This is a genomic window from Streptomyces sp. CC208A, assembly GCF_030010625.1.
Taxonomy (GTDB): domain Bacteria; phylum Actinomycetota; class Actinomycetes; order Streptomycetales; family Streptomycetaceae; genus Streptomyces.
This window is the reverse complement of sequence record NZ_JASCXN010000014.1, coordinates 77,649-102,573: the sequence shown is the minus strand read 5'-3', so window position 1 is coordinate 102,573 and position 24,925 is coordinate 77,649. Positions and strand designations below refer to the sequence as shown.

Annotated in this window: 25 protein-coding genes and 1 pseudogene; 11 read left to right on the top strand and 15 right to left on the bottom strand. The window is 72.3% G+C overall.

The genetic code is table 11. The features are described 5' to 3' along the window. The first annotated feature begins 28 nt into the window (after positions 1–28). Positions 29–1,603 carry an AMP-binding protein gene (locus QK442_RS17505; protein ID WP_282694877.1) on the top strand — a complete coding sequence of 525 codons (1,575 nt, stop codon included), beginning with the start codon at positions 29–31 and terminating at the stop codon, positions 1,601–1,603. On the opposite strand, the gene QK442_RS17500 is transcribed toward QK442_RS17505, so the two are convergent. Next, complete coding sequence (locus tag QK442_RS17500) at positions 1,545–2,000, bottom strand: STAS domain-containing protein (protein WP_282694876.1); 456 nt, start codon at positions 1,998–2,000, stop codon at positions 1,545–1,547. The two genes, QK442_RS17505 and QK442_RS17500, sit on opposite strands and share 59 nt — an antisense overlap. A 194-nt stretch (positions 2,001–2,194) precedes the next feature. Between QK442_RS17500 and QK442_RS17495 the strand changes: the two genes are divergently transcribed. Together QK442_RS17495 and QK442_RS17490 are read left to right on the top strand one after the other, a co-directional pair. After that, a complete protein-coding gene (locus tag QK442_RS17495; protein ID WP_282694875.1) occupies positions 2,195–2,773 on the top strand; it encodes a sigma-70 family RNA polymerase sigma factor in 579 nt (192 codons plus the stop codon). Further along, positions 2,770–4,026, top strand: a complete 1,257-nt coding sequence (locus QK442_RS17490; RefSeq protein ID WP_282694874.1) for a zf-HC2 domain-containing protein — start codon at positions 2,770–2,772, stop codon at positions 4,024–4,026. Before QK442_RS17495 ends, QK442_RS17490 begins: the two co-directional genes overlap by 4 nt. A gap of 72 nt (positions 4,027–4,098) precedes the next feature. On the opposite strand, the gene purU is transcribed toward QK442_RS17490, so the two are convergent. Further along, positions 4,099–4,950 (bottom strand): formyltetrahydrofolate deformylase, encoded by an 852-nt coding sequence (gene purU, locus QK442_RS17485; protein WP_282694873.1) that lies wholly within the window; start codon positions 4,948–4,950, stop codon positions 4,099–4,101. 72 nt (positions 4,951–5,022) lie between these two features. Continuing rightward, positions 5,023–5,466, bottom strand: coding sequence for a hypothetical protein (locus QK442_RS17480; RefSeq protein ID WP_282694948.1), 444 nt, complete (start codon positions 5,464–5,466; stop codon positions 5,023–5,025). Between the two features lie 251 nt (positions 5,467–5,717). On the opposite strand from QK442_RS17480, the gene QK442_RS17475 reads away from it, so the two are divergent. After that, the gene (locus QK442_RS17475; protein ID WP_282694872.1) at positions 5,718–6,995 is read left to right on the top strand and encodes an ABC transporter substrate-binding protein; all 1,278 of its coding nucleotides are present in this window, start codon (positions 5,718–5,720) and stop codon (positions 6,993–6,995) included. 27 nt (positions 6,996–7,022) lie between these two features. Here the strand turns inward: QK442_RS17475 and QK442_RS17470 are convergent, their stop codons facing one another. After that, a complete protein-coding gene (locus QK442_RS17470) occupies positions 7,023–8,429 on the bottom strand; it encodes a hypothetical protein (protein WP_282694871.1) in 1,407 nt (468 codons plus the stop codon). 128 nt (positions 8,430–8,557) lie between these two features. Continuing rightward, on the bottom strand, positions 8,558–9,940 hold the full coding sequence (locus QK442_RS17465; RefSeq protein WP_282694870.1) for a transcriptional regulator: 1,383 nt from the start codon (positions 9,938–9,940) through the stop codon (positions 8,558–8,560). Between the two features lie 307 nt (positions 9,941–10,247). Between QK442_RS17465 and QK442_RS17460 the strand changes: the two genes are divergently transcribed. From QK442_RS17460 to QK442_RS17450, 3 genes are all read left to right on the top strand, one after another. Next, positions 10,248–10,928, top strand: a complete 681-nt coding sequence (locus tag QK442_RS17460; RefSeq protein WP_282694869.1) for a bifunctional DNA primase/polymerase — start codon at positions 10,248–10,250, stop codon at positions 10,926–10,928. A gap of 124 nt (positions 10,929–11,052) precedes the next feature. After that, entirely contained in the window at positions 11,053–11,904 is an 852-nt protein-coding gene (locus QK442_RS17455; RefSeq protein ID WP_282694868.1) for an ABC transporter ATP-binding protein, read from the top strand. 104 nt (positions 11,905–12,008) lie between these two features. Beyond that, positions 12,009–13,556 (top strand): transporter, encoded by a 1,548-nt coding sequence (locus QK442_RS17450; protein ID WP_282694947.1) that lies wholly within the window; start codon positions 12,009–12,011, stop codon positions 13,554–13,556. 111 nt (positions 13,557–13,667) lie between these two features. On the opposite strand, the gene QK442_RS17445 is transcribed toward QK442_RS17450, so the two are convergent. Beyond that, the gene (locus QK442_RS17445; protein WP_282694867.1) at positions 13,668–14,903 is read right to left on the bottom strand and encodes a transposase; all 1,236 of its coding nucleotides are present in this window, start codon (positions 14,901–14,903) and stop codon (positions 13,668–13,670) included. 23 nt (positions 14,904–14,926) lie between these two features. On the opposite strand from QK442_RS17445, the gene tnpA reads away from it, so the two are divergent. Beyond that, entirely contained in the window at positions 14,927–15,355 is a 429-nt protein-coding gene (tnpA, locus tag QK442_RS17440; RefSeq protein WP_282694866.1) for an IS200/IS605 family transposase, read from the top strand. 43 nt (positions 15,356–15,398) lie between these two features. Here tnpA and QK442_RS17435 read toward each other — a convergent pair whose 3' ends face one another. The 6 genes from QK442_RS17435 to QK442_RS17410 form a co-directional block, all read right to left on the bottom strand. Next, a complete protein-coding gene (locus tag QK442_RS17435; protein WP_282694946.1) occupies positions 15,399–15,752 on the bottom strand; it encodes a hypothetical protein in 354 nt (117 codons plus the stop codon). 108 nt (positions 15,753–15,860) lie between these two features. Then, a complete protein-coding gene (locus QK442_RS17430; RefSeq protein WP_282694945.1) occupies positions 15,861–16,235 on the bottom strand; it encodes a VOC family protein in 375 nt (124 codons plus the stop codon). 197 nt (positions 16,236–16,432) lie between these two features. Next, positions 16,433–16,867 (bottom strand): glutaredoxin domain-containing protein, encoded by a 435-nt coding sequence (locus tag QK442_RS17425; protein WP_282694865.1) that lies wholly within the window; start codon positions 16,865–16,867, stop codon positions 16,433–16,435. 120 nt (positions 16,868–16,987) lie between these two features. Then, positions 16,988–17,293, bottom strand: a complete 306-nt coding sequence (locus tag QK442_RS17420; protein WP_282694864.1) for a hypothetical protein — start codon at positions 17,291–17,293, stop codon at positions 16,988–16,990. A 292-nt stretch (positions 17,294–17,585) separates the two neighbouring features. Further along, on the bottom strand, positions 17,586–18,188 hold the full coding sequence (locus QK442_RS17415) for a response regulator transcription factor (protein WP_282694944.1): 603 nt from the start codon (positions 18,186–18,188) through the stop codon (positions 17,586–17,588). Positions 18,189–18,222: 34 nt separating this feature from the next. Continuing rightward, positions 18,223–19,413 carry a histidine kinase gene (locus QK442_RS17410; protein WP_282694863.1) on the bottom strand — a complete coding sequence of 397 codons (1,191 nt, stop codon included), beginning with the start codon at positions 19,411–19,413 and terminating at the stop codon, positions 18,223–18,225. Between the two features lie 175 nt (positions 19,414–19,588). Here QK442_RS17410 and QK442_RS17405 point away from each other — a divergent pair, with 175 nt between their 5' ends. Beyond that, complete coding sequence (locus tag QK442_RS17405) at positions 19,589–21,877, top strand: MMPL family transporter (RefSeq protein ID WP_282694862.1); 2,289 nt, start codon at positions 19,589–19,591, stop codon at positions 21,875–21,877. A gap of 16 nt (positions 21,878–21,893) precedes the next feature. Here QK442_RS17405 and QK442_RS17400 read toward each other — a convergent pair. The 3 genes and pseudogenes from QK442_RS17400 to QK442_RS17390 all read right to left on the bottom strand — a co-directional run. Next, positions 21,894–22,164: pseudogene (locus tag QK442_RS17400) on the bottom strand (transposase); the annotation flags it as partial. A gap of 73 nt (positions 22,165–22,237) precedes the next feature. Further along, a complete protein-coding gene (locus QK442_RS17395) occupies positions 22,238–23,296 on the bottom strand; it encodes a hypothetical protein (RefSeq protein WP_282694861.1) in 1,059 nt (352 codons plus the stop codon). Positions 23,297–23,392: 96 nt separating this feature from the next. Beyond that, complete coding sequence (locus tag QK442_RS17390; RefSeq protein WP_282694860.1) at positions 23,393–23,803, bottom strand: hypothetical protein; 411 nt, start codon at positions 23,801–23,803, stop codon at positions 23,393–23,395. An 82-nt stretch (positions 23,804–23,885) separates the two neighbouring features. On the opposite strand from QK442_RS17390, the gene QK442_RS17385 reads away from it, so the two are divergent. After that, on the top strand, positions 23,886–24,704 hold the full coding sequence (locus tag QK442_RS17385) for a helix-turn-helix transcriptional regulator (RefSeq protein WP_282694859.1): 819 nt from the start codon (positions 23,886–23,888) through the stop codon (positions 24,702–24,704). Next, positions 24,701–24,877, top strand: a complete 177-nt coding sequence (locus QK442_RS17380; protein ID WP_282694858.1) for a DUF397 domain-containing protein — start codon at positions 24,701–24,703, stop codon at positions 24,875–24,877. Before QK442_RS17385 ends, QK442_RS17380 begins: the two co-directional genes overlap by 4 nt. Positions 24,878–24,925: the final 48 nt, after the last annotated feature.

The window sequence follows — 24,925 nt, the reverse complement described above, 5'->3', positions numbered from 1 at the left end:
TGACGCTTCGTCAGCAATGGAGGCCCTGGTGACCGCGACCGAAACCGAACAGGCGCAGGCCCTGGCTCAGGCCCTGGAACTGGGCGAGTCCCGCACCCTCTGGGAGCTCGTCGAGCGCCGCGCCGCCCTCACACCCGACCGGCCCGTCCTCCTCCAGGAGGACCGCGTCCTCACCTTCGGCGGTCTGCGCGAGCGCGCCGAGCGGTGCGCCGCCGGGCTGTACGCCAGGGGCGTCCGGCCCGGCGCCCTCGTCGCCTGGCAGCTGCCGACCCGGATCGAGACCGCCGTGCTCTCCTTCGCGCTCGCCCGTCTCGGCGCCGTCCAGAGCCCCGTCATCCCCTTCTACCGGGACAAGGAGGTCGGCTTCGCGCTGCGCGAGTCCCGGGCCGGGTTCTTCGCGGTGCCGGGGGTCTGGCGCGGCTTCGACCACACGGAGATGGCCCGGCGGCTCGGCGCGCGGGGGATCTTCGAGGCGTACGCCCCCGAGGACCTGCCCGACGGCGACCCGGCCGCCCTCCCCCCGCCGCCCTCCTCCGGCACCGACGTCCGCTGGATCTACTGGACCTCCGGCACCACCTCCGACCCCAAGGGCGTCCTGCACACCGACCGTTCGCTCCTCGCGGGCGGTTCCTGCCTCGCCCACGCGCTGCGCCCCACCGCCGCCGACGTCGGCTCGATGGCCTTCCCGTACGCGCACATCGCCGGGCCCGACTACACGGTGATGCTGCTGCTCTACGGCTTCCCCGCCGTGCTGCTGGAGCAGTTCGCGCTGCCGGAGTCGCTGGCCGAGTACCGGCGGCACGGGGTCACCGTCGCCGGCGGCTCCACCGCCTTCTACTCGATGTTCCTCGCCGAGCAGCGCAAGAACCCCGGCGAACCGGTCATCCCCACCCTGCGGCTCCTCGCGGGCGGCGGGGCGCCCAAGCCGCCCGAGGTCTACCACGCGGTGCGCAAGGAGCTGGGCTGTCAGCTCACCCACGGCTACGGTATGACCGAGGTCCCCATGATCACCATGGGCGACCCGGAGGACACCGCCGAGAACCTCGCCACCACCGAGGGCCGGCCGCCCGCGGGCATGGAGATCCGGATCGCCGACGACGGCGGGATACGGCTCCGGGGCGAGGCCGTCTGCCGCGGCTACCTCGACCCGGAGCAGACCGCCGCCGCCTTCGACGAGGACGGCTTCCTCGTCACCGGCGACCTCGGGCACCTGACGCCGAGCGGGCACCTCGTCCTGACCGGTCGTGTGAAGGACATCATCATCCGCAAAGGGGAGAACATCTCGGCCAAGGAGATCGAGGACCTCCTCCACGGGCACCCGGCCGTCGGCGACGCCGCCGTCATCGGCCTCCCGGACGCCGAACGCGGCGAGCGGGTCTGCGCCGTCGTCGAACAGCCCGAGGGCGCGGAGCCGCTGACCTTGGAGGGGCTGACCGCTTTCCTCCGCGCGGCCGGGCTCTCCGTCCACAAGCTGCCGGAGCAGCTTGAGGTGGTGGAGGCCCTGCCGCGCAACGAGACGCTGCGGAAGGTCCTCAAGTACAAGCTCAGGGAGCGGTTCGGGGAAACGAAGAGGACGGGGCCGACGGGGCCGGCGGCGGACTGACGGCCGGCCCCTCGGTCGCCCTGGGGGCCGGGATCACGGGCGACTCGCCCGCGAGGGCCGCCGGGACGTCCTCGTACACGTCGAAGAGGCGGGTCACGCCGAGCGCGGTGAAGACCCGCGTCACATGGCCCTGCGACTCCTCCGGCTCGGGCAGGACCAGGCGCAGCCGCCCGCCGCAGGAGCGCAGCAGCCGGCGGGCGGCGACGAGCACGCCGACCCCGCTGGAGTCGCAGAACCGGACCCCGGAGAGATCGACGACGAGGTCGTGCCGGCCGACGGCGACGGCGTCATGGACCCGTCGCCTTATCTGTGGGGAGGTCACCAGGTCCAGCTCACCGCGCAGGCGCAGCACCGTCCATCCGCCGCGGTCCGCCTCGTCGGCCTCGATCGTCGTCACGGACGGGCGCCTGCCCCGGCCCGCCGGGACGAAACCCCCCGGGCGAGGGATGACGCTTTCCTTACCATCCGTCCTGGTGTCAAGGGCGAAGTTGCGGCAAACAAGCGTGCGCCGTCGGCGGCTCGCATTACTTTGGAGTTCCGGACGGGGACCGAGATCGGGTGAGGCGCGGAAACGGAAGGCGGAGGGCTCGAATGGCGAACGACACACCACCGCGCTGGGACCGCAGGATGCAGCAGCGGCTCGCACGCGGTGAGGCCGCCGCCCTCGGCGAGCTGTACGACCGCTTCGCCTCCCTGGTGCACAGCCTCGCCCACCGGATCCTCGACGACGACCAGGCGGCCGACCAGGTCACCCGGGAGGTCTTCGGCCACATCTGGGAGAACCCCGAGACGTACGACCCCCGGCAGGGCAGCCTGCGCTCCTGGGTGGCCCGGCTGGCCCAGCGCCAGGCCGTGCACCGGCTGCGGGAGGCCGAGGCGACGGCGTACGCGGAGACCGGCGTCGGCTCGGCGGAGGAGCTGGAGGCGAAGGTACGGCGGGCCTCGGTCGCGGCCCGCGCCGACTACATCGTCACCTCCATGCCGGCCCCGCTCCGCAAGGCGCTCGAACTGGCGTACTTCCAGCGGCGGGACTACCGCCAGACCGCCGCCGACCTGGCGATCAGCCACGAGGAGGCCCGGCGTCGGCTGCGGCTCGGCCTCCAGCTCCTGTCCACGGCCCGCACCCGCCCGCTGGACGCTCCGCCGGGCGGCTACGGACGTGTTCTGTGACCGGGGCGAACGGCGAGGGCGAGGACCTCGCACGCGCCCCGTGGATACCGGGCCCGAGGGAGGCGGCGGACGACCACGCGGACCTGACGGCCCCGGCTCGCAGGCCCCCACCGGCGGACCCTCCGGAGGCCCCTGAGGAGGACCCGCCGCCCGACCTCTCCCACACCGTGCTCAAGTCCCTCCTCGGGGCCTGGGCACTGTCGGCGTGTTCGGGGGCGGAGACGCGCGCGGTGGAGGAGCACCTGACGGCGTGCGCGCCGTGCGCGGAGGAGGCGCTGCGGCTGCGGGACGCGGTGACGCTGCTGCACGAGGAGCGGGACCTGGACCTCGACCCGCTGCTGCGCTCGCGGGTCCTGGAGAACTGCCTGGGACGGCGCCCGGCCCGCATCCCGGTGCCCGCGTGGGCGACGCCGTACGACGCGGAGACCGCGCGGCTCGACGCGCTGCTGCGGGACATCGGCGAGTCGGAGTGGCACGCGCCGGTGCGGCTCAAGTGGTACGAGGACGACCGGCCGGTGCGGCGGAAGTCGACCGTCGCCGGGGTGATCGGCCACCTCCTGGCCGTCGACGGCCTGGTGGCGGGCGCCCTGGGACTCGCCGACCCGCTCGGCGCCGGCGTGCCGGAGCTGACGCCGACGGAGCGGACGGAGCGGTTCTGGGGGTCCCTCGACCGGCCGCCGAACCGGGAACTGCGGGCGCCGTGGCGGGAGCAGAGCCACGCCCTGATCCGGACGGTGTCGTTCGCGGGCCGCGGGGTGTCGAACCTGACGGTCACGTACGGCGACTTCGCCCTCCCCCTGAAGGACGCGCTCCTGGAGCGGGCCTTCGGATGCTGGCTCCACGCGGACGACATCGCGAACGCGGTGGCGTACCCCTACGATCCGCCCAGCGGCCCGCACCTGCACGGCATGATCGACCTGGCGGCGCGGCTCCTCCCGGCGGCCCTCGCCCACCGCCGCCGCACCGGCCGCGCGGCCCCGCCCCGCCGGCTCGTCACGGCGGGCGCGCCGGGCCGCTCCCTGCACCTGGAGGTGGAGGGAGCGGGCGGCGGCCACTGGTACATCGCCCTCGACTCCCCCGCGGCGCTCGGCTCCGCGGAGCACACGGTGGCGCAGGTCGCGATGGACGGCGTCGAGTTCTGCCAGCTGGTGGCGGGCCACATCTCCCCCGAGGAAGCGGCGGCCGGCCAAGACGGCGACCGAGAAGCCATCCACGACGTCCTCTCCGCCGCGTCCTCCTTGAGCCGCCTGTAGGGGCGCGCCCGGCGTCCCTGTGAGCTGCGCCCGCAACGGAAGACGCGGCCCCGGGCGCGGCCCGCCGCAGGGCTACGCGAAGACGACCGTGCGGCGGCCGTTGAGGAGGATGCGGCGCTCGGCGTGCCACTTCACGGCGCGGGCCAGTGCCTGGCACTCCACGTCGCGGCCGATCGCCACCAGCTGCTCCGGCGTCACCTCGTGGCCCACCCGCTCGACCTCCTGCTCGATGATCGGGCCCTCGTCGAGGTCCGCCGTCACGTAGTGCGCCGTCGCGCCGATCAGCTTCACGCCGCGGGCGTGCGCCTGGTGGTACGGCTTGGCGCCCTTGAAGCTCGGCAGGAAGGAGTGGTGGATGTTGATGATCCGGCCGGACAGCCGCTTGCAGAGGTCGTCGGAGAGGACCTGCATGTAGCGGGCGAGGACGACCAGTTCGACCTTCTCCTCCTCGACGAGCGCCAGCAGCTCCGCCTCCGCCGCCGGCTTGGTCTCCTTCGTCACGGGGATGTGGCGGAAGGGGATGTCGTACGAGGCGACGAGCTCGGCGAAGTCGGTGTGGTTGGAGACGACGGCGACGATCTCGACCGGCAGCGCCCCGATCCGGGACCGGAAGAGGAGGTCGTTCAGGCAGTGGCCGAACTTCGAGACCATCAGCACGACCCGCATGCGCTCGTCGGCGCGGTGGATCTGCCAGTCCATCTGGAAGGAGTCGCCCACCGCCGCGAAGCTCGCCCGCAGTTTCTCCACGGTCACCGGCGCCTCGGCCGAGAAGTGCACCCGCATGAAGAAGAGTCCGGTGTCACGGTCTCCGAACTGCTGGCTGTCCTCGATGTTGCATCCCGTGATGAAGAGGTAGCTCGACACGGCGTGCACGATGCCCTGCTTGTCCGGGCACGAGATGGTGAGGACGTACTGGTCGGTCATCGCAACAGCGTGCCACACCGCGGCGTCCGCGCCCCACCCCGTCCGTCCACCGGACCGGTCCCGAACGGATCCTCACGCGCGCGTGAGGATCCGCAGCGCCTCCAGGGAGTGCGGCGGCGCGTCCGGGTCGTCCCCGTCGGCGGTCGCGAGCCGGACGTGCGCCTCGCGCGCCGCCTGGACGGCCTCGGGCCAGCCGGGGTGCTCCAGGTAGGCGGAGACGGGCGCGTCGGGGCCGACCTGGTGCAGGATCCGCAGCACCCTGAGGACGGCGACGTCCACGAGCTGTGCCTCGCCGGAGTCCCGGAAGATCGCGCCGACGTACTTCTCCGCGGACCAGTTGTCGAGCCAGGTTTCCTCGACGAGCCGGTAGACGGCGTCGGTGACGTCTCCGTACCCCTCGTGGCCCGCGAGCCATACGGAGTGGTGGAACCCGGGATCGGAGAGCATGTGCAGCGCGGAGCGCACGTTGGCGCGCCAGCGCCACCACGGCATGTCGTTGAGCGGCATGCCGCCCATGGTGGAGGAGCGACGGCCGCGACGGGAAGGGGTGACCTGAGCGGGGACGGAACCGGCGGCGGGACCGGAGGCGGCACCAGGGGCGGAACCGGGGGCGGAACTGGACATCGTCCGATCGTACGGTTCCCCACCGACAAGCGGAGTCACACCCTCCTCTTACGCCCCGCGACCCCCGTAATTCACCTTCGCGTCACCCTCCGTTGAGCAGTGCACACTCCCGCGTTACCTCGGGCGCGGAAGGGTTCATGCACATGACCGGTAGGCGACTGTCCTCACTTCTCGCGTCCGTCACCGCCGCGGCGGTCGGCGCGTCGATCCTCACCGGGTGTGGCGTGCTCCCTGGTGCCACGGGGGGCTCCAGGGAGCCCGTCACGGTGATGACCTGGGCCCCCGACGAGACACGCGCGACCAACATGCCCGGCATGCCCGCCATGGCCCAGGCGTACGCCCGCTGGGTGAACGCCCAGGGCGGCATAGACGGCCACGAACTCCGTGTCCTCACCTGCAACGAGCAGAACACCCCCTCCGGCGCCGCCGCCTGCGCCCGCCGCGCGGTCCGCGAGAAGGCGGTCGCCGTGGTGGGCTCGTACAGCCAGAACGGCCGCGCCTTCATGGCCCCGCTCGAAGCGGCGGGCATCCCGTACATCGGCGGCTACGGCCTCACCGACGACGAGTTCTCCAGCCCCCTCTCGTACCCCGTCAACGGCGGCCTGGCCGCCCTGATCGCCGGACACGGCATGCAGCTCGCCGAGTCCTGCCGCAAGGTCTCCCTCGTCCGCCCCGACACCCTCGCCGGCGACCGGCTGCCCAAGCTCCTCGACGCCGGACTGAAGAAGGCGGCCAAGCGCGGCGCCGTCGACATCCCGGCGGTCGAGGACGCCACCGAGTACGCCGACCAGGCCAGCCACGCCCGGGAGAAGGCGGGTTCGGAGAACGGCTGCGTCGCCGCCGTCCTCGGCGAGCGCACCCAGACCTTCTTCGACTCCTTCCGGCGGCTCCCCGAGGCCACCGGCGGCGCCCAGGCGGAGGGCGAGGGCGACCGCGTGCGGATCTCGTCCGTCCTCGGCAGCGTCGGCCAGCCCGTCATCGACCGCACCGGCGGCGCCCGCAGCCCCTTCGAGGGCGCCTTCGTCACCGGCTGGTACCCGGAGGCCGACGACAAGAGCTGGGAGCCGATGCGGAAGGTCATCAAGGAGCACGCCTTCGCCGACAACCGGGTCGACCCGACCGACACCGGCGTGCAGACCACCTGGATCGCCTACACGGTCCTCAAGGAGGTCATCGAGTCCCTCGACACCGACACGGTCACCGCCTCCCGCATCACCGACGCCCTCGACCGCGGCACCCGCGTGGACACCGGCGGCCTCACCCCGCCGCTGCGCTGGATGTACGAGGACCTGCTCGGCGCCCCCGCCTTCCCCCGGATCGTCAACCACGAGGTGACGTTCCAGGTGGTCCGCAAGGGCCGCCTCGTGGCCCAGAAGCCGGGCTTCGTCGACGTCGGCCCGACCGTCACCGCAGGCGGCTGACCCACCTGGGCCCGGCGGGGCCGCCGCCTACAGCTGGGTGGCGCCCCGCCGGTCGAGGCCGTACTTGTCGGCGGTCGGGTTCCACAGCTTGGCCGCCTCCTTCTTGGCCGTGGTCGCCTCGCCGCTCTTGTTGTTGGCCGCCTGGAAGTGGTTGGTCGACTTGGCCTGGCCGTCCTTGCAGGCCTTCTTGTCCTTCTTCACCTGGACGGCCCAGGCCGCGTAGTGGTCGTCGGCCGAGGCCGACGCCTGCCACGCGCGCGTGAGGGCCGACGTCAGCGCCGCGTTGTTCGGGATCTTGTCCACGCTGAGGGCCTGGAGCCTGGTCACCAGGCCCCGGCGCTGCTGGGCCGCGCCGCGCAGGTCGGCGGCCGCCTTGTCGAGGTCCTTGCACTGCTTGATCAGCTCGACGGAGCTGATCACCGTGTCCCGGCTGCTGTTGCTGGTGGCGAGCAGCTTGTCCAGCTCCTTCGCCTGCGGCTCGGCCGGGTCGGGCTTCTTCTCCTCCGGCGTCTCGGAGGCGCCGTCGCTCGGCGCGGGGGCCTGCGAGCTCGGCGGCGCGCTCTGCCCGGCCGTCGGGGTCTTCTCGTCGTCGTCACCGCCGCTGAGCATGGCGCCCACGGTGAGCCCGACGGCCGCGCAGCCCACGACCACGGCCGCGATCAGCGCGACCGGCGACTTCCGGCGCGGCGCGGGCTCGTCGGCGTAGTAGTCGTCGTAGGCGTCGTGCCCGCCCTGCTGGTAGCCGCCGGGCGCCTGGTAGCCGTACTGCTGCTGGGGAGGCTGGTGGGGCTGCTGGTGCTGCGGCGGGTACGGGGCGGGCGCCGGCTGCTGGTACGCGGGGGGCGCGGGCTGCGCGGGCGCCGAGTCCCGGAACAGGCTGTCGAACTCGGCGGGCGGCTGCGACGGCACGGGACCGCCGGGCACCGGACCACCCGGCACCGGACCACCGGGCACGGGACCACCCGGTATGGGACCACCCGGTACGGGGGCGATGTACTGGGTCGCGTCCGAGGCGCCGGCCGGGGCGGGAGGCTGCTGCGGCAGGCGGCCGGTGCCCAGGAACTGGGTCTGGCCCCCGGCGCCCGCCCCGCCCTGCGGCGGGATCGGCGCCATGTGCTGGGTGGCCTGGAGGTCGGCGACCGGCGGCGGGTAGCCGTACCCGGCGGGCGGGCCCATGGGCGGGGCCGCGGGCGGCGGGTAGCCGTAGCCGGCCGGCGGACCGGCGGGAGGCATCGCCCCGGCGCCGCCCTGCGGCGGGACCGGTGCGATGTACTGCGTGGCCTGGAGGTCACCGGCGGGCGGCGCCTCCGGGGGCAGCGGCTGCGCGGGCGGCAGCGGCTGTCCGCCCGGCTGCGGCGGACCGCCGGCGGGCCCCCAGGCGCCGCCCCACGCCTGCGCGCCCCCCTGCTCCGGACCCTGTCCGTTCTGCGTCACCGGGACTCCTACCGATAAACCTATGGAATCGTCGGCTCACGCTACCGGCTGCGCCCGTGGCTCCGCACACGCGTGTGAGCCCGGTAACACCCTTCGTACGGAACGGGACCGGCCCCGGAACCGTCCGCTCAGGCCACGCCCGCCTCGAACCGCGCCTCGAACTCCCGCACCACCGCCTCGCCCGCGAACGGCTCCAGGCGGTCCCTCAGGTCCTCCAGGTACTCCGCACCCCGCGACGACCGCAGCGTGCCGAGGAGTTCGAGCGCGCGCGTGCCCGTCCGGCACGCCTCCTCGATCTCCCGCTGCTGCACCTGGGCCGCCGCGAGCAGCGCGAGCCCGATCCCGCGCCGCCGCGCCCGCCCCTCCGGATGCCCGGCGAGGGCCTCCTCCGCCGCCTGCGCCGCGGCCTCCGCCCAGCCCAGGTCCCGGTAGCAGTGGGCAAGTTCGTCGGCGAGGTACGCCCCGTCGAAGTGGGCGATCCACGCCGGGTCGTCGCCCGACTCCGGATCGGCCGCCTCCAGCGCGCGTACGGCACGTCCCGCCGCCGACTCGAAGGCGCCGACGTCCCCGAGCAGGGCGTGCCCGCGCGCCTCCGCCGCCAGGAACATCGCCTCCGCGCGCGGCGGCACCCCGCCCCGGGTCCCCTCCTGCGCGGCCCGCGCCAACTGGGCGATCTCCCGCGGGTTCCCCAGCTCCGCCGCCAGGTGGCTCATCGACGCGGCGAGCACGTAGCCGCCGTAGCCCCGGTCGCCCGCGGCCTGCGCGAGCCGCAGCGCCTGGATGTAGTACCGCTGGGCCAGGCCCGGTTCACCGGTGTCCACCGCCATGTACCCGGCCAGCTCGGTCAGCCGGGCCGCCGCGCCGAACAACTCCCGGCCCACCGACTCCCGGTAGGAGCCGGACAGCATCCCGGAGACCACGCTGTCGAGGTAGTGGACCACCACCGGGCGGATGTGCCCGCCGCCGAAGCGCCGGTCGAGCTCGACGAGCGCCGCCGTCGTCTCCCGTACCGCCACCACGTCCGAACGGCCGACCCTGGCCCCGGTCGTCCGCGCCACCTGCGCGTCCACGCCGCCGATCAGCCAGTCCCTGCTGGGCTCCACAAGCGCGGAGGCCGCGACCGCGGACCCGGTGAGGAACTCGCGGCGGCCCACGTCGCTCCGGTACAGCTCGCAGACCTGCTCGATCGCGTCGGGCACGGTCGGCGCGAACTGGAGGCCGACGCCCGCCGCGAGGTTCCGGCCGTTGGCCATCCCCACCTCGTCGATCGTCACCGTGCGCCCGAGCTTGCGGCCGATCGCCTCCGCGATGATGCCGGGCGCCCGGCCGCGCGGCTGCTGCCCGCGCAGCCAGCGCGCCACCGAGGTCTTGTCGTACCGCAGGTCGAGTCCGCGCTCCGCGCCGACCATGTTGACCCTGCGGGCGAGGCCCGCGTGGGAACACGCGGCCTCCTGGATGAGCGCCTGGAGCCTTTCGTTGGGCTGTCGCGGCACGAGCGGCCTGGCTGCCATGAGTGAACCCCCAGACGGGACACGGAACACGGAACATGGACGGACACGGACTGATCACTGCCCGGCGGATATCCGGTCAATGCCGATGTGAACACGCGAAACCGGACACGTCGGTCGACGGCCGCGACTCCCCCCCTCCCGGCCCGTCCCGTGTCCGCTCCCCCGCCCTTTCCGTACCCCTCCCCCGCTCCCCCGTCCCCCGCGCGCCCCCGCGCGTGCACCCATGCGCCCCGCATGCAGGATCGATGCCTCACACCCGGCGCCGCCGCGCCCGTAACCCCAGGTGACGGGCGCAGTTGTCTTCACCGTGGATGAGACCATCGGAGTCACGACGGAAGACGCACAGATCCCCAAGCAGCGAGGGGAGCAGCTGCTCGACAGCGCCGTGCGGTATGCGGAAGAGCGGCACTGGGACGTTTTCCCGGGGACCTGGCTGGAAGCCGTCGACGGCCGGGAGCACTGCTCCTGCGGCGCCGCCGACTGCCCCCTGCCGGGCGCCCACGCCGTGAAACCCGACTGGTCGACGCTGGCCACGGGGAGCGCGGTGGGCGCCCGCCGCATGTGGTCGAAGCAGCCGAAGTCCTCGATCCTCCTCCCCACCGGCCGCACCTTCGACGCGATCGAGGTGCCCGAGGCGGCCGGTTTCCTGGCGCTCGCCCGGATGGAGCGCATGGAGCTGACGCTCGGCCCCGTGACCTGCACGCCGGACCGCCGGATGTTCTTCTTCGTGCTGCCCGGCGCCTCGGCGAAGGTCCCCGACCTGATCCGCAAGCTGGGCTGGACCCCGGCCTCCCTCGACCTCGCCACGCGCGGGGAGGGGCATTACGTGGCGGCGCCGCCCACCCGGATCGGCGGCCGGGGCGCGGTCCAGTGGGCCCGGCGCCCCACCCCCGCCAACCGCTGGCTGCCGGACGCGGAGGAACTGATCAGCGCGCTCGCGTACGCCTGCGGGCGGGAGGCCGCGGAGTCCCGGGCCCGCCGCCAGTGACCAGGCCCCTTGCGATAACCGGGTCCCGCCGTCAGTGACCTGGGGTTTTCCCCGGCCGCCCCTTTAAGGTGGCTCAAAAGGCGTGCACAACGCCGTACGGGGACAACCGAAGGGTTGACGGATCATGCCTGACCAGGCATTCGACGGGACGTACGAAGCGGCGGGCGTCGCACCGGAACCATCCGGTGCGACGCCCGCCGTGCAGGTGGAGGGGGTGTGGAAGCGGTTCGGGCAGCAGATCGCGGTGAACGGGATCGATCTGGTGCTGCCCGCGGGGAAGTTCATCGGCCTCGTCGGCCCCAACGGCGCCGGCAAGACCACCACCCTCTCCATGATCACCGGCCTGCTGCGGCCGGACGCCGGCCGGATCCGCGTGGCCGGCCACGACGTGTGGCGCGACCCGGAGTCGGTCGCGCAGGTGAAGGCGCGGATCGGCATCCTGCCGGAGGGGCTGCGGCTCTTCGAGCGGCTCTCGGGCCGCGAACTCCTCGCGTACAGCGGCCGGTTGAGGGGACTGCCCGGCGCGGAGGTCGACAAGCGGGCCACCCAGCTGCTCGACGTCCTCGACCTGGCCGGTTCGCAGCACAAGCTGGTCGTCGACTACTCGACCGGCATGCGGAAGAAGATCGGTCTGGCGGCGGCGCTGCTGCACAACCCGGACGTGCTCTTCCTCGACGAGCCCTTCGAGGGCGTCGACCCGGTGTCGGCGCAGACCATCCGCGGCGTCCTGGAGCGGTACACGACCTCCGGCGCGACCGTCGTCTTCTCCAGCCACGTCATGGAGTTGGTGGAGTCGCTGTGCGACTGGGTCGCGGTGATGGCCGGCGGCCGGATCCGCGCACAGGGCCCGCTGGCGGAGGTGAAGGGCTCGGCGCCGACCCTCCAGGAGGCGTTCCTGGAGCTGGTGGGCGCGAACGGCCGGGCGGCGGCGGGCGATTCGCTGGACTGGCTGGGCGGCAAGGGCGAGCCCCGATGACGGCACCGACGACGCCGACGACACCGGCCACGCCGACGACGGCCGACGACACGGCCGCCCCGGTCCCGCTCACCCCGATCTTCGTCCGCCTGAAGCTGTCGCTGATGCGCAACGGCCTGCGGCAGTCCGGCGGCCGCACCGCCGCGTTCGTCGCCTCCCTGGTCGTGGTGATGCTGATCGCCGCCTTCATGGTGCTCGGCTTCCTGCTGCTGCGCGGCCACGCGGCGGCCGGAGCGGTCGCGGTCCTCACGGTCGGCGTCTTCGGCGCCGGCTGGGCGGTGATGCCGCTGTTCCTGCCGAGCGGCGACGAGACGCTGGACCCGTCCCGCCTGGTGATGCTGCCGCTGCGGCCGCAGCCGCTGGTACGGGCGCTGCTCGTGGCCTCCCTCGTGGGCATCGGCCCGCTGTTCACGCTCTGCCTGGCGGTCGGCGCGGTCGCCGCGGTGGCGCACGGCGCCGCGGCGACGGTGCTTGCGGTGCTCGCGGTGCCGCTGGTGCTCCTGGTGTGCGTGGCGCTGTCCCGGGCGATCGCCACGGCCAACGTCCGGCTGCTGTCCTCCCGCAAGGGCCGGGACATGGCCCTGCTGAGCGGCCTGCTGATCGCCCTGGGCATCCAGGCCGTCAACTTCGGCGCCCAGGCGCTGGGCCGCGCGAAGGACCTGTCGGTGCTCGACACGGCGGCGGCGGTGGTGGGCTGGCTGCCGCCGGCCTCCGCGGTGGCCGCCGTGCGGTCGGCGGCGGACGGTGACCTCGTCCTCGCCGTGGCACGCCTGCTGCCGTCGGTGGCGCTGCTCGTGGTGCTGCTGTGGTGGTGGCGCCGGAGCCTGGTGCGGCTGATGGTCGAGCCGGACGGTTCGACCGTCGGCGCCGCCCCTGACACGGTCCGGGACCCGGCGCGGGGCCGCGGCCCGGTGGCCCGGCTGCTGCCCGGCGGCCGTACCGGCGCGGTGATGGAACGTTGCTTCCGCTACATCTGGCGCGACCCGAAGACGAAGGCCGCGTGGGTGTCGGCGCTGGCGATCGGCGCCCTCGTCCCGATGTTCAACGCCTTCCAGGAGGCCGGCTCGGTCTACTGGGCGTGCTTCGCGTCCGGGATGCTGGGCGTGCAGATGTTCAACCAGTTCGGCCAGGACTCGTCGGCGTTCTGGATGGTGGCGCAGACGATCTCGTCCCCGGCGGACGCGTACGCGGAACTCCGCGACCGGGCGTACGTGATGATCGCGATCACGGTCCCGTTCACGGTGGTGGTGGCCCTGGGCACGGCCGCGGTGACGGGCGGCTGGTCGCAGCTCCCGGAGGTCTTCGGCCTGGCCTTCGCCCTGCTCGGCGCGATGCTGGCGCTCGGCGTGGTCGCCTCGGTGAGGTACCCGTACTCGATCCCCCAGGACTCGCGCCGCAACGTGGCACCGGGCCAGGGCGGCATGGCGATCGCCGCGATCTTCGGCGGCATGTTCGGCGGCCCGCTGCTGTGCGCCCCGCTGATCGCCCTCCTGGTCGGGCTCCGCGTCACCGACCACCACGGCATGCTGTGGCTCCTGCTCCCCCTGGGCGTCACCTACGGGGCCCTCCTCCTCTGGGGCGCCCTGAAGCTCATGTCGGGACGCATGTACCGGCGCCTGCCGGAGATCCTGGCGGCGGTCAGCAAGGGCTGACGGCGGTACGGAGACGCGCGAAGGGCCGCCCCGGCGCGGGATGCGCGGGGCGGCCCTCTCCTGTTCAGCGGAACGTGTGGGTCACCGTGATCGGGCCGACGATGTGGGCGGTCAACTACCCGGCCCTGAAGGGCCGGGCTTGGAGGTAGAGCCCAACTGGCTGCTGGGTTTTCTCCTCCGTCCAGCACCCTGAGCGGGTGCAGGGGCGTGTGACTCCGCCCCGCTTCGCCACAGCTTCCACGCACGGGCGCGGATGTTGCGGGAGGCATTGCGGTCTGCGTGATCAACGAATCCGCACGACCGGCACGCGAACCGTCCCTGAGAGACACGGTTCAGCTTGTCCGTGTGCCCGCACTCCGCGCACATGCGGGAGGTGCAGGCGGGGTCGACGAACAGGACGGGAACCCCGGCGCGGCGCGCTTTGTACTCCACGAACTGTCCGAGCTGGGCGAAGGCCCAGGAGTGCAGCGCGACCCGTTGGGGCTTGCGGAGCCGTACCCGGGTGCGGATACCGGCGAGGCCTTCCATGCCGATCCCGCGCCCGGTGCGTTCAGCCTCGGTCACGATGCGCTTCGAGATGATGTGGTTGGTCTCGGTTGCCTTGCGCCGCTCCTTGCGGCGCTGCCGCTTGAGCACGCGCTTGGCGGACTTGGTGCCCTTCTTCTGGAGCTTGGCCCGCAAAGCGAGTTGCCGCCTGCGGTAGCGGTTCAGCTCGCTTCCGGCATGGATCTTCCCGTCGGAGGTGGTGGCGATGTTGACGATGCCGAGGTCCACGCCGAGGAAGCCGTCCGGCTCGTACCGGTCGGCCTCGGGGACCTCGCATGTGGCGATGAGGAACCACATGCCGTCGCGGTGGACGAGGTCGGACTCGCCCTTGCGGTGCTCGGCCAGCAGCTTGCGAGCCTGCCCGGAACAAGCGAACCGCACGCCCCGCAGGCGTCCGGCCACCGTCCAGATGGACACGGTCTGCTCATCGACCTGCCAGGAAAGGCAGCGGTCGTCATACGGCTGCGCGGCGCCGGGACTGAAGGTGATCGGCTTCGCCTCGGCCTTCTTCCGGCGCTTACTGCCGGGCTTGCCGAGGTTCCCGTTGCGGATGTTCGCCTTGAGCGTCGAGTACGCGTCGGCGACCTTCCGCAGCACATGAAGCGCGGGCTGAGCCGACAGGCCCCGGCCCTTCAGGTCGCGATAGGCGAAGCCCTGCAACGCCTTGCGGGAGAACTCGCCCCGCCCATGGGCCTGGCCGGAGAGCCAGTTCGCTGCCTCGTTCGCCGTGCGCAGGGTGCGCTCAAGTGCCGACGCCACCTCGGGTGTCGGCATGAGGCGAACCTGCACGACGACCTTCATGAGCACACCGTAGCATCGTGTCTATGTCACCACGATGGGAACAGAATCCCGATATTCGCAGGGGTCGCAGCGTCGTTCACGCCCTCCACGCGCATCTGGTCTTCGTCCCGAAGTATCGGCGTGGAGTCTTCACCGACGAGATCCTGACCCGGTGCGAAGAGATCATGCGGGAGGTCTGCGTCAAGGCGGATGCCGAGCTGCGCGAGTTCAACGGAGAACGCGACCACGTGCACCTGCTCATCCACTACCCGCCGCAGGTCAAGCTGTCCGCCCTCGTCGGCTCGCTCAAGGGCGTCTCGGCGCACTACCTGCGCAAGGAGTACGCCGACCACATCCGTACGCACCTGTGGGGCGAGCACTTCTGGTCACCCTCGTACTTCGCGGCCTCCGCCGGCGGGGCCCCGCTGTCCGTCGTCAAGGAGTACATCGAGCAGCAAAAACGCCCACTGTAAGGCGGGCGTCAGAGCAGTCCGGAGAAGCCGCTCCTCCCGAGCCCTAAAGGGCCGGGATTCTTGGCTGGATCACGTTGAACTCGTCCAGTTCCTCGGCCGGGACCCACAGCTCCAGGATCGTGCGGCCGCCGGCCTGCTGGACCGGGTAGCGGGCGAGGAAGGCGGAGTCGACCTCGAAGCGGGTGACGTGGCCGACACCGCTGTGCTTCACGTTCCGGTCGCGGGCGATGCGGATCGCGTAGTCCTCGTTCAGGACGGGGTAGAAGATCGGCTGCTCGGGCAGCCGGGGCGGCCAGGCGCGCCGGCCCGACGCGCGGACGAGGGCGAGTTCCTCGGGGCCGGTGGGGCGCCAGAGGGTCGTCGTCGGCTTCGGGTCCGGTCGGCGGGGGCTGGTCAGGGCGGGAACGTATCCGGGTGGGGAAGGCGGCCGCCAGAGGTTTTCCACCGGGACGCGGAGGCCCGGCCGGGCACCGCGTTCCGGTGCCCGGCCGGGTCCTGACCCCTGCTAGATGTACGGGCGGGTGATCAGCTCGATCGCGTGGCCGGCGGGGTCCTTGAAGTAGACCCCGCGACCGCCGTGCTCGTTGTTGATCTCACCGGAGCGCCGCATCTGCGGATCGGCCCAGTGCTCGACGCCCTGGTCGCAGAGCCGCTGGTACGCCCGGTCGAACAGCTCGTCGTCGAGCAGGAAGGCGTAGTGCTGCATCTGGATCTCCACCGGCGGCTCCGCGAACTGGAGCAACACCCCGTCGTGGAGCTGGACGTTGGTGAAGGGACCCCAGGACGGCGCTTCCGGAAGTTCCAGCAACTCACGGAAGAACCGGGCCGATTCGTTGCGGTCCTTGGCGGCGATGATGGTGTGGTTGAACGTGACGGACATGCGGTCGACCTCGTTTTCGCTCGGCATGGAGACTGGGGAAATGGCCTCGTGATGCGCGAGCGCGGGGAGGTCCGCGTGCGTGAGGGGGATGGGGGTGCCTTCTGCGCACCCGCCGTGCGGTCAGCTACCCACCGGGTAGCCGATCCGTGCGTGGCATGGAGCCGATCCGGTGTTCACGTCGGAAGACCCTACGTGATCTACCCGCCCCCGACAACGGTACGGAGCCACCCCGGGTCCGGGTTGGTGTGCGCCCGGCCGTCCACGAAGACGGTGGGAACGGTCTCGTTGCCGTCGTTCACGGACCGGACGACCGCCGCCGCCTCCGGGTCGCGCCAGATGTTCACCCAGTACGCGCGGCGGGCGCGTGCTCCGAGGCGGAGCCGCAGGCGGATGCAGAAGGTGCAGCCGGGCCGCCAGTAGACGACGGGACGCCCGTCGGCCTCGCTGCGGCGCAGGGCCTCGGCGGAGGTGAGCGATCTCGGGAAGAGGAGAGGGGAGTTGACCCCGCCGAGGAGAAGGAAGACCGCGAGGAGGAAGAGCCCCGCCCCCGTGTCGCCCCTGGCGATCGAACCGGCGGCGAGCCCCGCGCCCACGAGCACGAACGCCGACGGGAGGGCCCAGGAACGCATCACCGGGCCAGGGTATCGCTCCTTCCTCCCGCGCCATGCGGAACAGCCGTCCCCCGGCCCGAGGGCGCAGGGGGGCCGGGGGACGACAGTCAGGTCCTCAGCTTCCCAAGGGCCTCAGGAACCTCAGGTCCACTTCGTGCACAAGACCGTGACGTCCGACCAGTACATGTACGGGCTCATCTGCCGCGTGAACGGGATGCCGACCGGGTTGCACATGTAGCGGGAGTAACCGGCGAACGACGCCTTCATGTATGCGTCGTTGTAGGCGGAGTTCTCGGCCGTCCACGTGCTCGACCCGGTGCCCCAGCCGTAGAAGTACTGGGACGAGTAAGCCGTCGTGCCGGCCGAGGCCGTACCCACGCCACCCAGGCCCACCAGGCCGAGCGCCGCGGTGAAGGCGAGAGTCAGACGTACGAAGGATCTCTTCATTGCCGTTTCGTCTCCCTGATTCTGGAGCGTGTCTCGCTCCGGAGGGGAAACTAACAGCGGGTCAGCACCGGTGACGGGGGCTTCGGCAAACGTGGCCGGAAAACGCAGGAGCACTCAACTCCCTTATCTCTCAAGGAGTTTGTCCAAGGATTGCCGCACGCCGAACCGAGGCCGACGTCAGCGTGCCTCCACGCGGTGGTGGCGGGCGCGGGTGAGGCACGTGGAGCCGACGTGAGCCGACCGGTGCGCTGATGTCCGGGCGGTGCTCATGGGACATGGCCCGGCACCCGGCTCAGGTTCCGGGGAGGATACGGCGCGTTTCGTAGGCCCACATCGCGATCTCGACCCGGTTGCGGGCGCCGAGTTTGGCCATCAGGCTGGCCAGGTGCGTCTTCACCGTGCTGAGGCTGATGTGCAGCGCGTCGGCGATCTCGGTGTTGGTCAGCCCGCGAGCGACGGCGAGGAGCACCTGCTCCTCGCGGGCGGTGACGGGGGAGACCGGCTGGGCCACGGGCCGCCCGGCGGGCAGGTCCGCGAACGCCTGGAGCAGACGGACGGTGACGCTGGGCGCGATGAGCGCCTCGCCGTCGGACGCCGACCGTACGGCCTGCGTCAGGAGGTCCGGTCCCGTGTCCTTGAGGAGGAATCCGCGGGCGCCGGCGCGCAGTGAGCCGTAGACGTACTCGTCGAGGTCGAACGTGGTGATGACGACCACGGCCAACGGGTCGGCGACGCCCGGTCCTGCGACCAGCCGGGTGGCCTCAAGCCCGTCGAGCACGGGCATACGGATGTCGAACAGGCAGACGTCGGGGCGCAGTTCGCGGGCCAGACGTACCGCTTCCCGTCCGTCGGCGGCCTCGCCGACCACCTCGATGCCGGGCTGGGCGTTCAGCATGATCCTCAGCCCGGTGCGGATGATCGCCTGGTCGTCAGCGACGAGGACGCGAATGGACGCCGCTCTCGGAAGGGACACCGCTCTCGCTCCTCGCTCTCGGCAGTTCGGCTTCGACGTGCCAGCCCCGGTCGGTGCCCGGGCCGGCTCGTAGTGTGCCGCCGAGCAGGGTCGCGCGCTCGCGCAGTCCGGTAAGTCCGTATCCGTCGCGGCCCCGGCCGGTGCGCCGGCCGTCGTCGCGCACGCTCACCCGTACCGTGTGCCGTTCCGCGGCGACCCGGACGACGAGCTCGGTCGCGTCGACCGCATGGCGCAGGGCGTTGGTCACCGACTCCTGCACGATCCGGTAGACGGCCGCGTCCACGGCCGGGGGCAGCGCCTCCAGTTCGCCGTCGAGCCCCAGGTCGACCCTGAGGCGACCGGCCGGGGTGCGCACCAGGCGCTCCAGATCCGCGACTCCGGCAGGGGGCGCCAGCTCGGCGCCGACCCCGCGGTCGCGCAGCGCGGCGACCATGGCGCGCATTTCCTCCAGCGTGCGCGCCCCTTCCTCCTCGACCCCCTCCAGCGCCTCGACGGCGGCGGACGGGTCGGTGCCCGCGAGCACCCGGCCCGCCTGGGCGATGATCACCATGGCCGACACGTGGTGGGCCACCGTGTCGTGCAGTTCCCGGGCGAGCTGCTCGCGCTCGCGGGAGCGCACCTGCTCCAACTGCCGCTCGCGAGCGGTCACCCGGAACCGCACGGCGGCCCCGACCACGCCGGGCAGCAGCAGGAAGACGACGCCCACGGCCTTTTCGACGACCGGGGTCTCGTCCATGACGGCACACAGCGTGCCGACCGCGACGATCACCGCGCCGCCCAGCACGATCTCGCGTCCCGATCCCCACCGGGGCAGCGCGTACACCAGCACGAGCACGACCAAGCCGGTGTACAGGCCGACGGGCTCGCGCGGCGCGGCGACCAGCGAGGCCACCTCTAACGGGATCATCGAACCGAACGCCAGCGTCACCATCGTCAGCGGGCGGGTCCGGCGCCACAGGGTCAGCAGGCACAGCCACACGGCGAACACCACCGCCACCGGCCACCACACGACGTTCTCGCGCAGGCCGGCCTCCAGCGCCACACCGGCGAGGCCCGCGGCGAGCAGCGCCCAGTCCCGCCGCACCCGGGCGGGCGCGCCGGGCGGCCGGGGTTCGGTCCACAGGGTTCGCAGGTCGTCTCGGAGCACGGTTCTCAGCCTAGGGACCGCGGCGTGCCGCGCATCGGCCGAAAGGACGGGTCGTCGCTCCGCCCCGGGGCCGACGGATCCGCGGCCCGCGGGCCGATGCCGCGGAGCGCCGTGGCGACGAGCCTCGGTACCGGCGGCCGTACAAGGACGGCCGACGAGGTGGTTGGAGGACCCGATGCTCTCGAAAGCCCTGTTGCGCCTGGGCGCAGGCGCCGCCCGCCATCCCTGGCGGGTGATCGCGGCATGGCTGGCCGCCGCCACGCTCGTCGTCCTCGCCGCCATCGCCTTCGGCGGGCGGACCGCGGACTCGATGACCGCTCCGGGACTGGACTCCCAGCGGGCCGCGGAACTGATCGAGCGGGCCGCCACCGGCCAGGAGGGGATGACCGCCCAGGTGGTCGTCACCCCCCTCGACGGCGCCGCGACGTTCTCCGACGACGACGGCGCGCGCACCGCTCTCGCGCGGCTGCGGGCCGAGGTGCAGCGGCTGCCGCACGTGCTCGGCACGAGCGACCCGGTGGGGGCGCTCGACGCGGGCGGGGACACCGCCGTGCGCGGCGGCCTCGTCTCGGCCGACGGGCGGATCGCGGTCGTCCGGGTGCAGTACCCCGACCAGAGCCGGCTGTCGTCCGAAGACCTCGACGCCCTCATCGCTCTCGGCGACCGGCTGCGCGCCGAACTGCCCCTGCGCATCGAGATGGGCGGGAACCTCTTCTACGCCTTCTCCGACCCCGACGGCGGCGTGAGCGAGCTGATCGGCCTCCTCGCCGCGGCCGCGATCCTGTTCCTGGCGTTCGGTTCGCTCGTCGCCGCCGCGCTGCCGATCGGCATGGCGGTCTTCGGGCTGACCGTCGGGGTCGCCACGATGACGGTACTGGCGGGGGTGACGGACGTCCCGACCTTCGCGCCGGTCCTGGGCAGCATGGTCGGGCTCGGAGTGGGCATCGACTACGCGCTGTTCGTGCTCGCCAGGCACCGGGAGTACCTCGCGCGCGGGCTCGATCCCCGCGAGGCGGCGGGGCGGGCGGTGGCCACGGCGGGGCGACCGGTGGTCTTCGCCGGCGGCACCGTCGTCGTGTCGATCCTCGGCCTGGCGGTCGCGAACGTGCCGTTCATGACGGTCGGCGGGCTCGCCGTCTCGATCGTCGTCCTGATCATGGTGGTCGCGTCGGTGACGCTGCTGCCGGCCTTCCTCGGCGCGGCCGGTCCGCGTCTGGGCCGGGCCGGCCGGATCGGCCGGGCGCTGGGGGCCGGCCGGATCGGCCGGGCTCTTCGGGCCGGGCGGCTCGGCCGCCGGCGGGGCGCGGCGGAGGGCGCCGTCCCCGCCGCCGGGTGGCGCCGCTGGATCGGGCACGTCACCCGGCACCCGGGGCCGTACGCGGTCGGCGCGGCGGGGCTGCTGCTGACGGCGACGCTGCCCGTGCTCGGCCTGCGCGTCGGCCTGCCCGACGACGGCTCACTGCCGCAGAGCCGGACCGAGCGCCGCGCGTACGACCTCGTCGCCGAGGGGTTCGGCCCGGGCACCAACGGTCCCCTCGTCATCGCCGCGGACCCCACCGGTGACCCGGGAGTGCTCGACCGGCTCGTCCGGGCGGTGGCGGCGGATCCGGGCATCGCGTCCGTCGCGCCGGCGCACATCGACCGGGCCACCGGCATCGCGACCCTCGTGGTGTTCCCGACCACCAGCCCTCAGGACAAGGCCACGGCCGACACCATCGCCCGGCTGCGCACCGACGTGCTGCCCACGGCGATCGGGCCCGGCCCGGCCAGGGCCCACGTCGGCGGCGCCGCCGCGAGCCTGTCCGACGTAGGCCGACGCACCAGCCAACGCCTGCCGGCGTTCGTCGCCGCCGTGCTGGCGATGTCGTTCCTGCTGCTGATGCTGGTCTTCCGCTCGGTCCTCGTACCGCTCAAGGCGGTACTGCTGAACCTGCTGAGCATCGGCGCGGCCTACGGCGTCATGGTCGCGGTCTTCCAGTGGGGCTGGGGAGGCGCACTCATCGGGCTGGAAGCGACGGTTCCGATCGTGTCGTTCATCCCGATGTTCCTCTTCGCCATCCTGTTCGGCCTGTCGATGGACTACGAGGTGTTCCTCCTCTCCCGCGTACGCGAGGAGTACCTGCGCACCGGCGACAACGGCACGGCGATCGTCGAGGGCATCTCGCGCACCGCCCGGATCATCACCTCGGCCGCCCTCATCATGGTGGCGGTCTTCCTGTCCTTCGCCGTCGCCGAGGACCCCTCCGCCAAGATGTTCGGACTCGGCCTGGCCACCGCGATCTTCATCGACGCCACGGTCGTGCGCATGGTGCTGGTACCGGCGACCATGACACTCCTCGGCCGGACCAACTGGTGGCTGCCGAAGTGGCTGGACCGGATGCTTCCCCGCGGCCCGGTCGGCACCGACGACACCGACGCGGAATCCACAGGTGAGGCCCCGCGTCCACGGCTGGTCGACCGTTGACTCGACGCCTGCCCGCCCCCCGCTTCGCGGCTTCCGTGACCAGGCCCTCCAGCAGGGCCTCGAAGACGCCGGCATCGCACCACCGCCGAAGGCGGTTGCGGACGGCCGACCAGGCGCCGGACTCCGTCGGCATCTCCCGCCACCGCCCGCCCGCCCTGGACCGCCGGATCACGCCCTCGAACCGCTACCGCAGTCGCTCGGGGGGAGGGGGGCGGGCCGTACTCGCCGACCGGCAGGCACGGCTCGATGAACTCCAGCTCCGGATCCGTCAGTTGCACTCGCGTCACGTAAGACCGTCTGCCGGACCGGACCGCGCCACGAAGGCACATCCCGCACATCGATCACGACGCGATACGCGACCTAGGCGCCGGACGCTCCGGCCCCCGCCGCACGGTCGAGGGCGGCCCAGGCGAGCCCCGGGCGTTCCGCGAACGCCTCGGCGACCAGGTCGCGCCAGTCCGGACGGGCGGGACGGCCCTCGGGCCGCCGGGCGGGCGGTTCGGCCCGCAGCGCGGCCTCGCGGCGGCAGGGGCCGCAGACCGTCTCGTCCGCGACCGGCCGGAAGGCGTGGGGCTTGTCGCCCGTCCCCTGGCAGGTCACCAGCGGACCGGGCGCCGCGCCAGGGGCCTCGCCGGGCAGGGCCTCCACCGGCTCCGGCGGAAGCTTCTCCGTCAGCCGATGCCGGAGGAACCCGACCGCCGAACGGACGCCGGTACGCGGCAGATGCGCGGTCAGGGCGTGCCGGAGGTCCGCCGCCGAGACCCCCCGCCGCAGCCACTCCGCCGCGATGGCGGCGAGCCCGCGCGCCTCACGGACGCCGAGGCGCAGATCGCGGTCGGTGTGGTGGAGCGTGAGGAGGAGGCGTTCGGCGTGGACGAGCGCGGGGTCTTCCTCGTCGCGCTCCTGCGCCTGCCGCTCCTGCTGCTGCTCCTGCGGCAGGCCCCCGGGTTCCTCCGGGTCCGTCGGCGGCGTCGGCCCGCCGGGGGGTTGGCGGTTGGTCTTCTCCCCGTCTTCGTCTGTTGGAGAGCCACCGGATTCCGGTGCTGCCGGTCCGCCGACCGTCGGACCGGCCACAGTCGGTGACCGGTCGCCGTTCCGTACGGCCGCCGCCTCGTCACGCGTGAGGGTGACGTTGGTGACGAGCTGCTCGGTGATCCAGCGCCCCCGGCCGCCCTGCCATCGCCACTCGTGCAGGTGCCCGCATGCGACGAGGGATTCCTTGGCCCGCTGGTACGCCCGCGGCTTCATGCCCAGGTCAACGGCGTGCTCACCAAGGGGTTTGGCGGCGGCCACGTTCTCCGGGAGGCCCTGGAGGTAGACAAGGAGGACTTTCGCGTCGCTGGTCAGCCGCGGATTCCGGACGACACTGTGCGAGACCTTCGTGTACGCCGCCGAGGGCGCGATAACATGCCGAAGCATTTCTGGTGGAGCTCCTGTCCACTGGTAGTGAAGGCCCTCGGAATGGTGTTGGTGCACCGCCGGGGGCCGCTCCCTTTACGGAGCGTGATACTGGCGTCACCGTAGCGCAGACTCCACCGCCCGATGCAACAACTCTCCCTCTACGAACGGATCTTCGAGCGTCGGAAGCGACCTCCAGCCGAGCGGCCACGTCGTCCCCCCGAGCGCGGGAATCCCGACGTACGACTCGCCCCGTCCCCCGCCGCACAGCGCCCGCGTCGGCGCGGGCCACGCGTACCCGGAGGCCGTACCCGGCGCCAGGAGAAAGTAGACGTTCCGCTCGCGCGTCGCTTCCCGGACGATCGGTCCGGCACGGAAGCCCGTGAACGCCATGAGGTCGTACGCAACCTCCTCCCCGAGGTACCCGCCGATCCGTACGGCGTCGAAGTGCACGCCCGCGAGGCGGAGGGCGTGACCGGCGGCGGGAACCCAAGAGGGCCTGATGTCAAGTGACTTGCGGAGATTCATGCGGCCAGCTTTGCGGCCGTGGTCTGCTATGACCAGCGACACAGAGGAGTTGTGCCGCACTGTGCACTCGGGGAGGTCGGGTGTGAACAACCAGAACAAGCAGGGCCCAGGGGCCTCCAAGGCCTTCGGGAGGATGCTGCGGTTCTATCGCGAGCGGGCGAAGCTCTCGATGGAGGCGGTGGGCAGGGAGGCCGGGTACTCCAAGTCCCAGGTGGCAATGATCGAGCGTGGGCAACGCCACCCGAAGGGATCCTTTGTCCAGATCGTCGACGAGTTGGTGGGTGCACAAGGTGCACTGGTCGAGTTGGCGGAAGAGATCACGGCGAGCGGAATCGCCGCCTGGTTCGAGGACTACCTGGCGGAGGAAGCCAAAGCAGTCGGCATCCATAAGTACGACAATCACCTGATCTCGGGGTTGCTTCAGACGCATGACTACGCGCGAGCCGTCTTTCTCAGCGCCATCCCGCCCATGGACGACGACGAGATAGAGGCGAGTGTCGCTGCCCGAATCAACCGGCAGGAGTTGTTCTTTCGCAAGCCCCCGCCGCTGGTGACCTTCGTCCTTGAGCTGGCAGCGCTCACCAAGCCGCTCGGCAGCCGGGAAGTCCTCCGGAAGAATCTGCTGCACATCCGGGAGCGCGCCGACCTGAGGAATGTCACCATCCAGGTCATGGAGGAGGGAAGGCACACGCACGCCGGGCTCAGCGGCCCCTTCACCCTGCTGGAGACCGAGGACCACCGAAGTCAACTCGTCTACGTGGAGGGGCAGGGCGGCAGGTACTTTCTCACCGAACAACCGGAGGTGGGGAACTGCTTCGCCCGCTACAGCGCTCTGCGGGCCCAGGCCCACACCCCGGAGTACTCCGCACGACTCATCGAACAGGTGGCACGAGAGCTATGAGTACCGACCTCAAGTGGTTCAAGAGCAGCTACAGCAGCGACCAGCAGGGTGACTGCGTCGAGGTCGCCTCCTGTGTGCACTCTGTGCACGTCCGCGACTCCAAGGACACCGCCCTCCCCTCCCTCTCCGTCTCCCCCACCGCCTGGCACGCGTTCCTCGCCCAGGTGAAGTAGCGGCCGCACGCACGCGAAAGGGCCTCCACCCTTCTCCGGGGCGGAGGC

Bases quoted from the DNA above. Each gene is read 5' to 3' on its own strand.
- QK442_RS17495 (WP_282694875.1), top strand. From the start codon at position 2,195: ATGGCGAACGACACACCACCGCGCTGGGACCGCAGGATGCAGCAGCGG.
- purU (WP_282694873.1), bottom strand. From the start codon at position 4,950: ATGACCGACCAGTACGTCCTCACCATCTCGTGCCCGGACAAGCAGGGC.
- QK442_RS17480 (WP_282694948.1), bottom strand. From the start codon at position 5,466: ATGGGCGGCATGCCGCTCAACGACATGCCGTGGTGGCGCTGGCGCGCC.
- QK442_RS17475 (WP_282694872.1), top strand. From the start codon at position 5,718: ATGACCGGTAGGCGACTGTCCTCACTTCTCGCGTCCGTCACCGCCGCG.
- QK442_RS17465 (WP_282694870.1), bottom strand. From the start codon at position 9,940: ATGGCAGCCAGGCCGCTCGTGCCGCGACAGCCCAACGAAAGGCTCCAG.
- QK442_RS17455 (WP_282694868.1), top strand. From the start codon at position 11,053: ATGCCTGACCAGGCATTCGACGGGACGTACGAAGCGGCGGGCGTCGCA.
- QK442_RS17450 (WP_282694947.1), top strand. From the start codon at position 12,009: ATGCGCAACGGCCTGCGGCAGTCCGGCGGCCGCACCGCCGCGTTCGTC.
- QK442_RS17445 (WP_282694867.1), bottom strand. From the start codon at position 14,903: ATGAAGGTCGTCGTGCAGGTTCGCCTCATGCCGACACCCGAGGTGGCG.
- tnpA (WP_282694866.1), top strand. From the start codon at position 14,927: ATGTCACCACGATGGGAACAGAATCCCGATATTCGCAGGGGTCGCAGC.
- QK442_RS17430 (WP_282694945.1), bottom strand. From the start codon at position 16,235: ATGTCCGTCACGTTCAACCACACCATCATCGCCGCCAAGGACCGCAAC.
- QK442_RS17420 (WP_282694864.1), bottom strand. From the start codon at position 17,293: ATGAAGAGATCCTTCGTACGTCTGACTCTCGCCTTCACCGCGGCGCTC.
- QK442_RS17415 (WP_282694944.1), bottom strand. From the start codon at position 18,188: ATGCTGAACGCCCAGCCCGGCATCGAGGTGGTCGGCGAGGCCGCCGAC.
- QK442_RS17405 (WP_282694862.1), top strand. From the start codon at position 19,589: ATGCTCTCGAAAGCCCTGTTGCGCCTGGGCGCAGGCGCCGCCCGCCAT.
- QK442_RS17395 (WP_282694861.1), bottom strand. From the start codon at position 23,296: ATGCTTCGGCATGTTATCGCGCCCTCGGCGGCGTACACGAAGGTCTCG.
- QK442_RS17390 (WP_282694860.1), bottom strand. From the start codon at position 23,803: ATGAATCTCCGCAAGTCACTTGACATCAGGCCCTCTTGGGTTCCCGCC.
- QK442_RS17380 (WP_282694858.1), top strand. From the start codon at position 24,701: ATGAGTACCGACCTCAAGTGGTTCAAGAGCAGCTACAGCAGCGACCAG.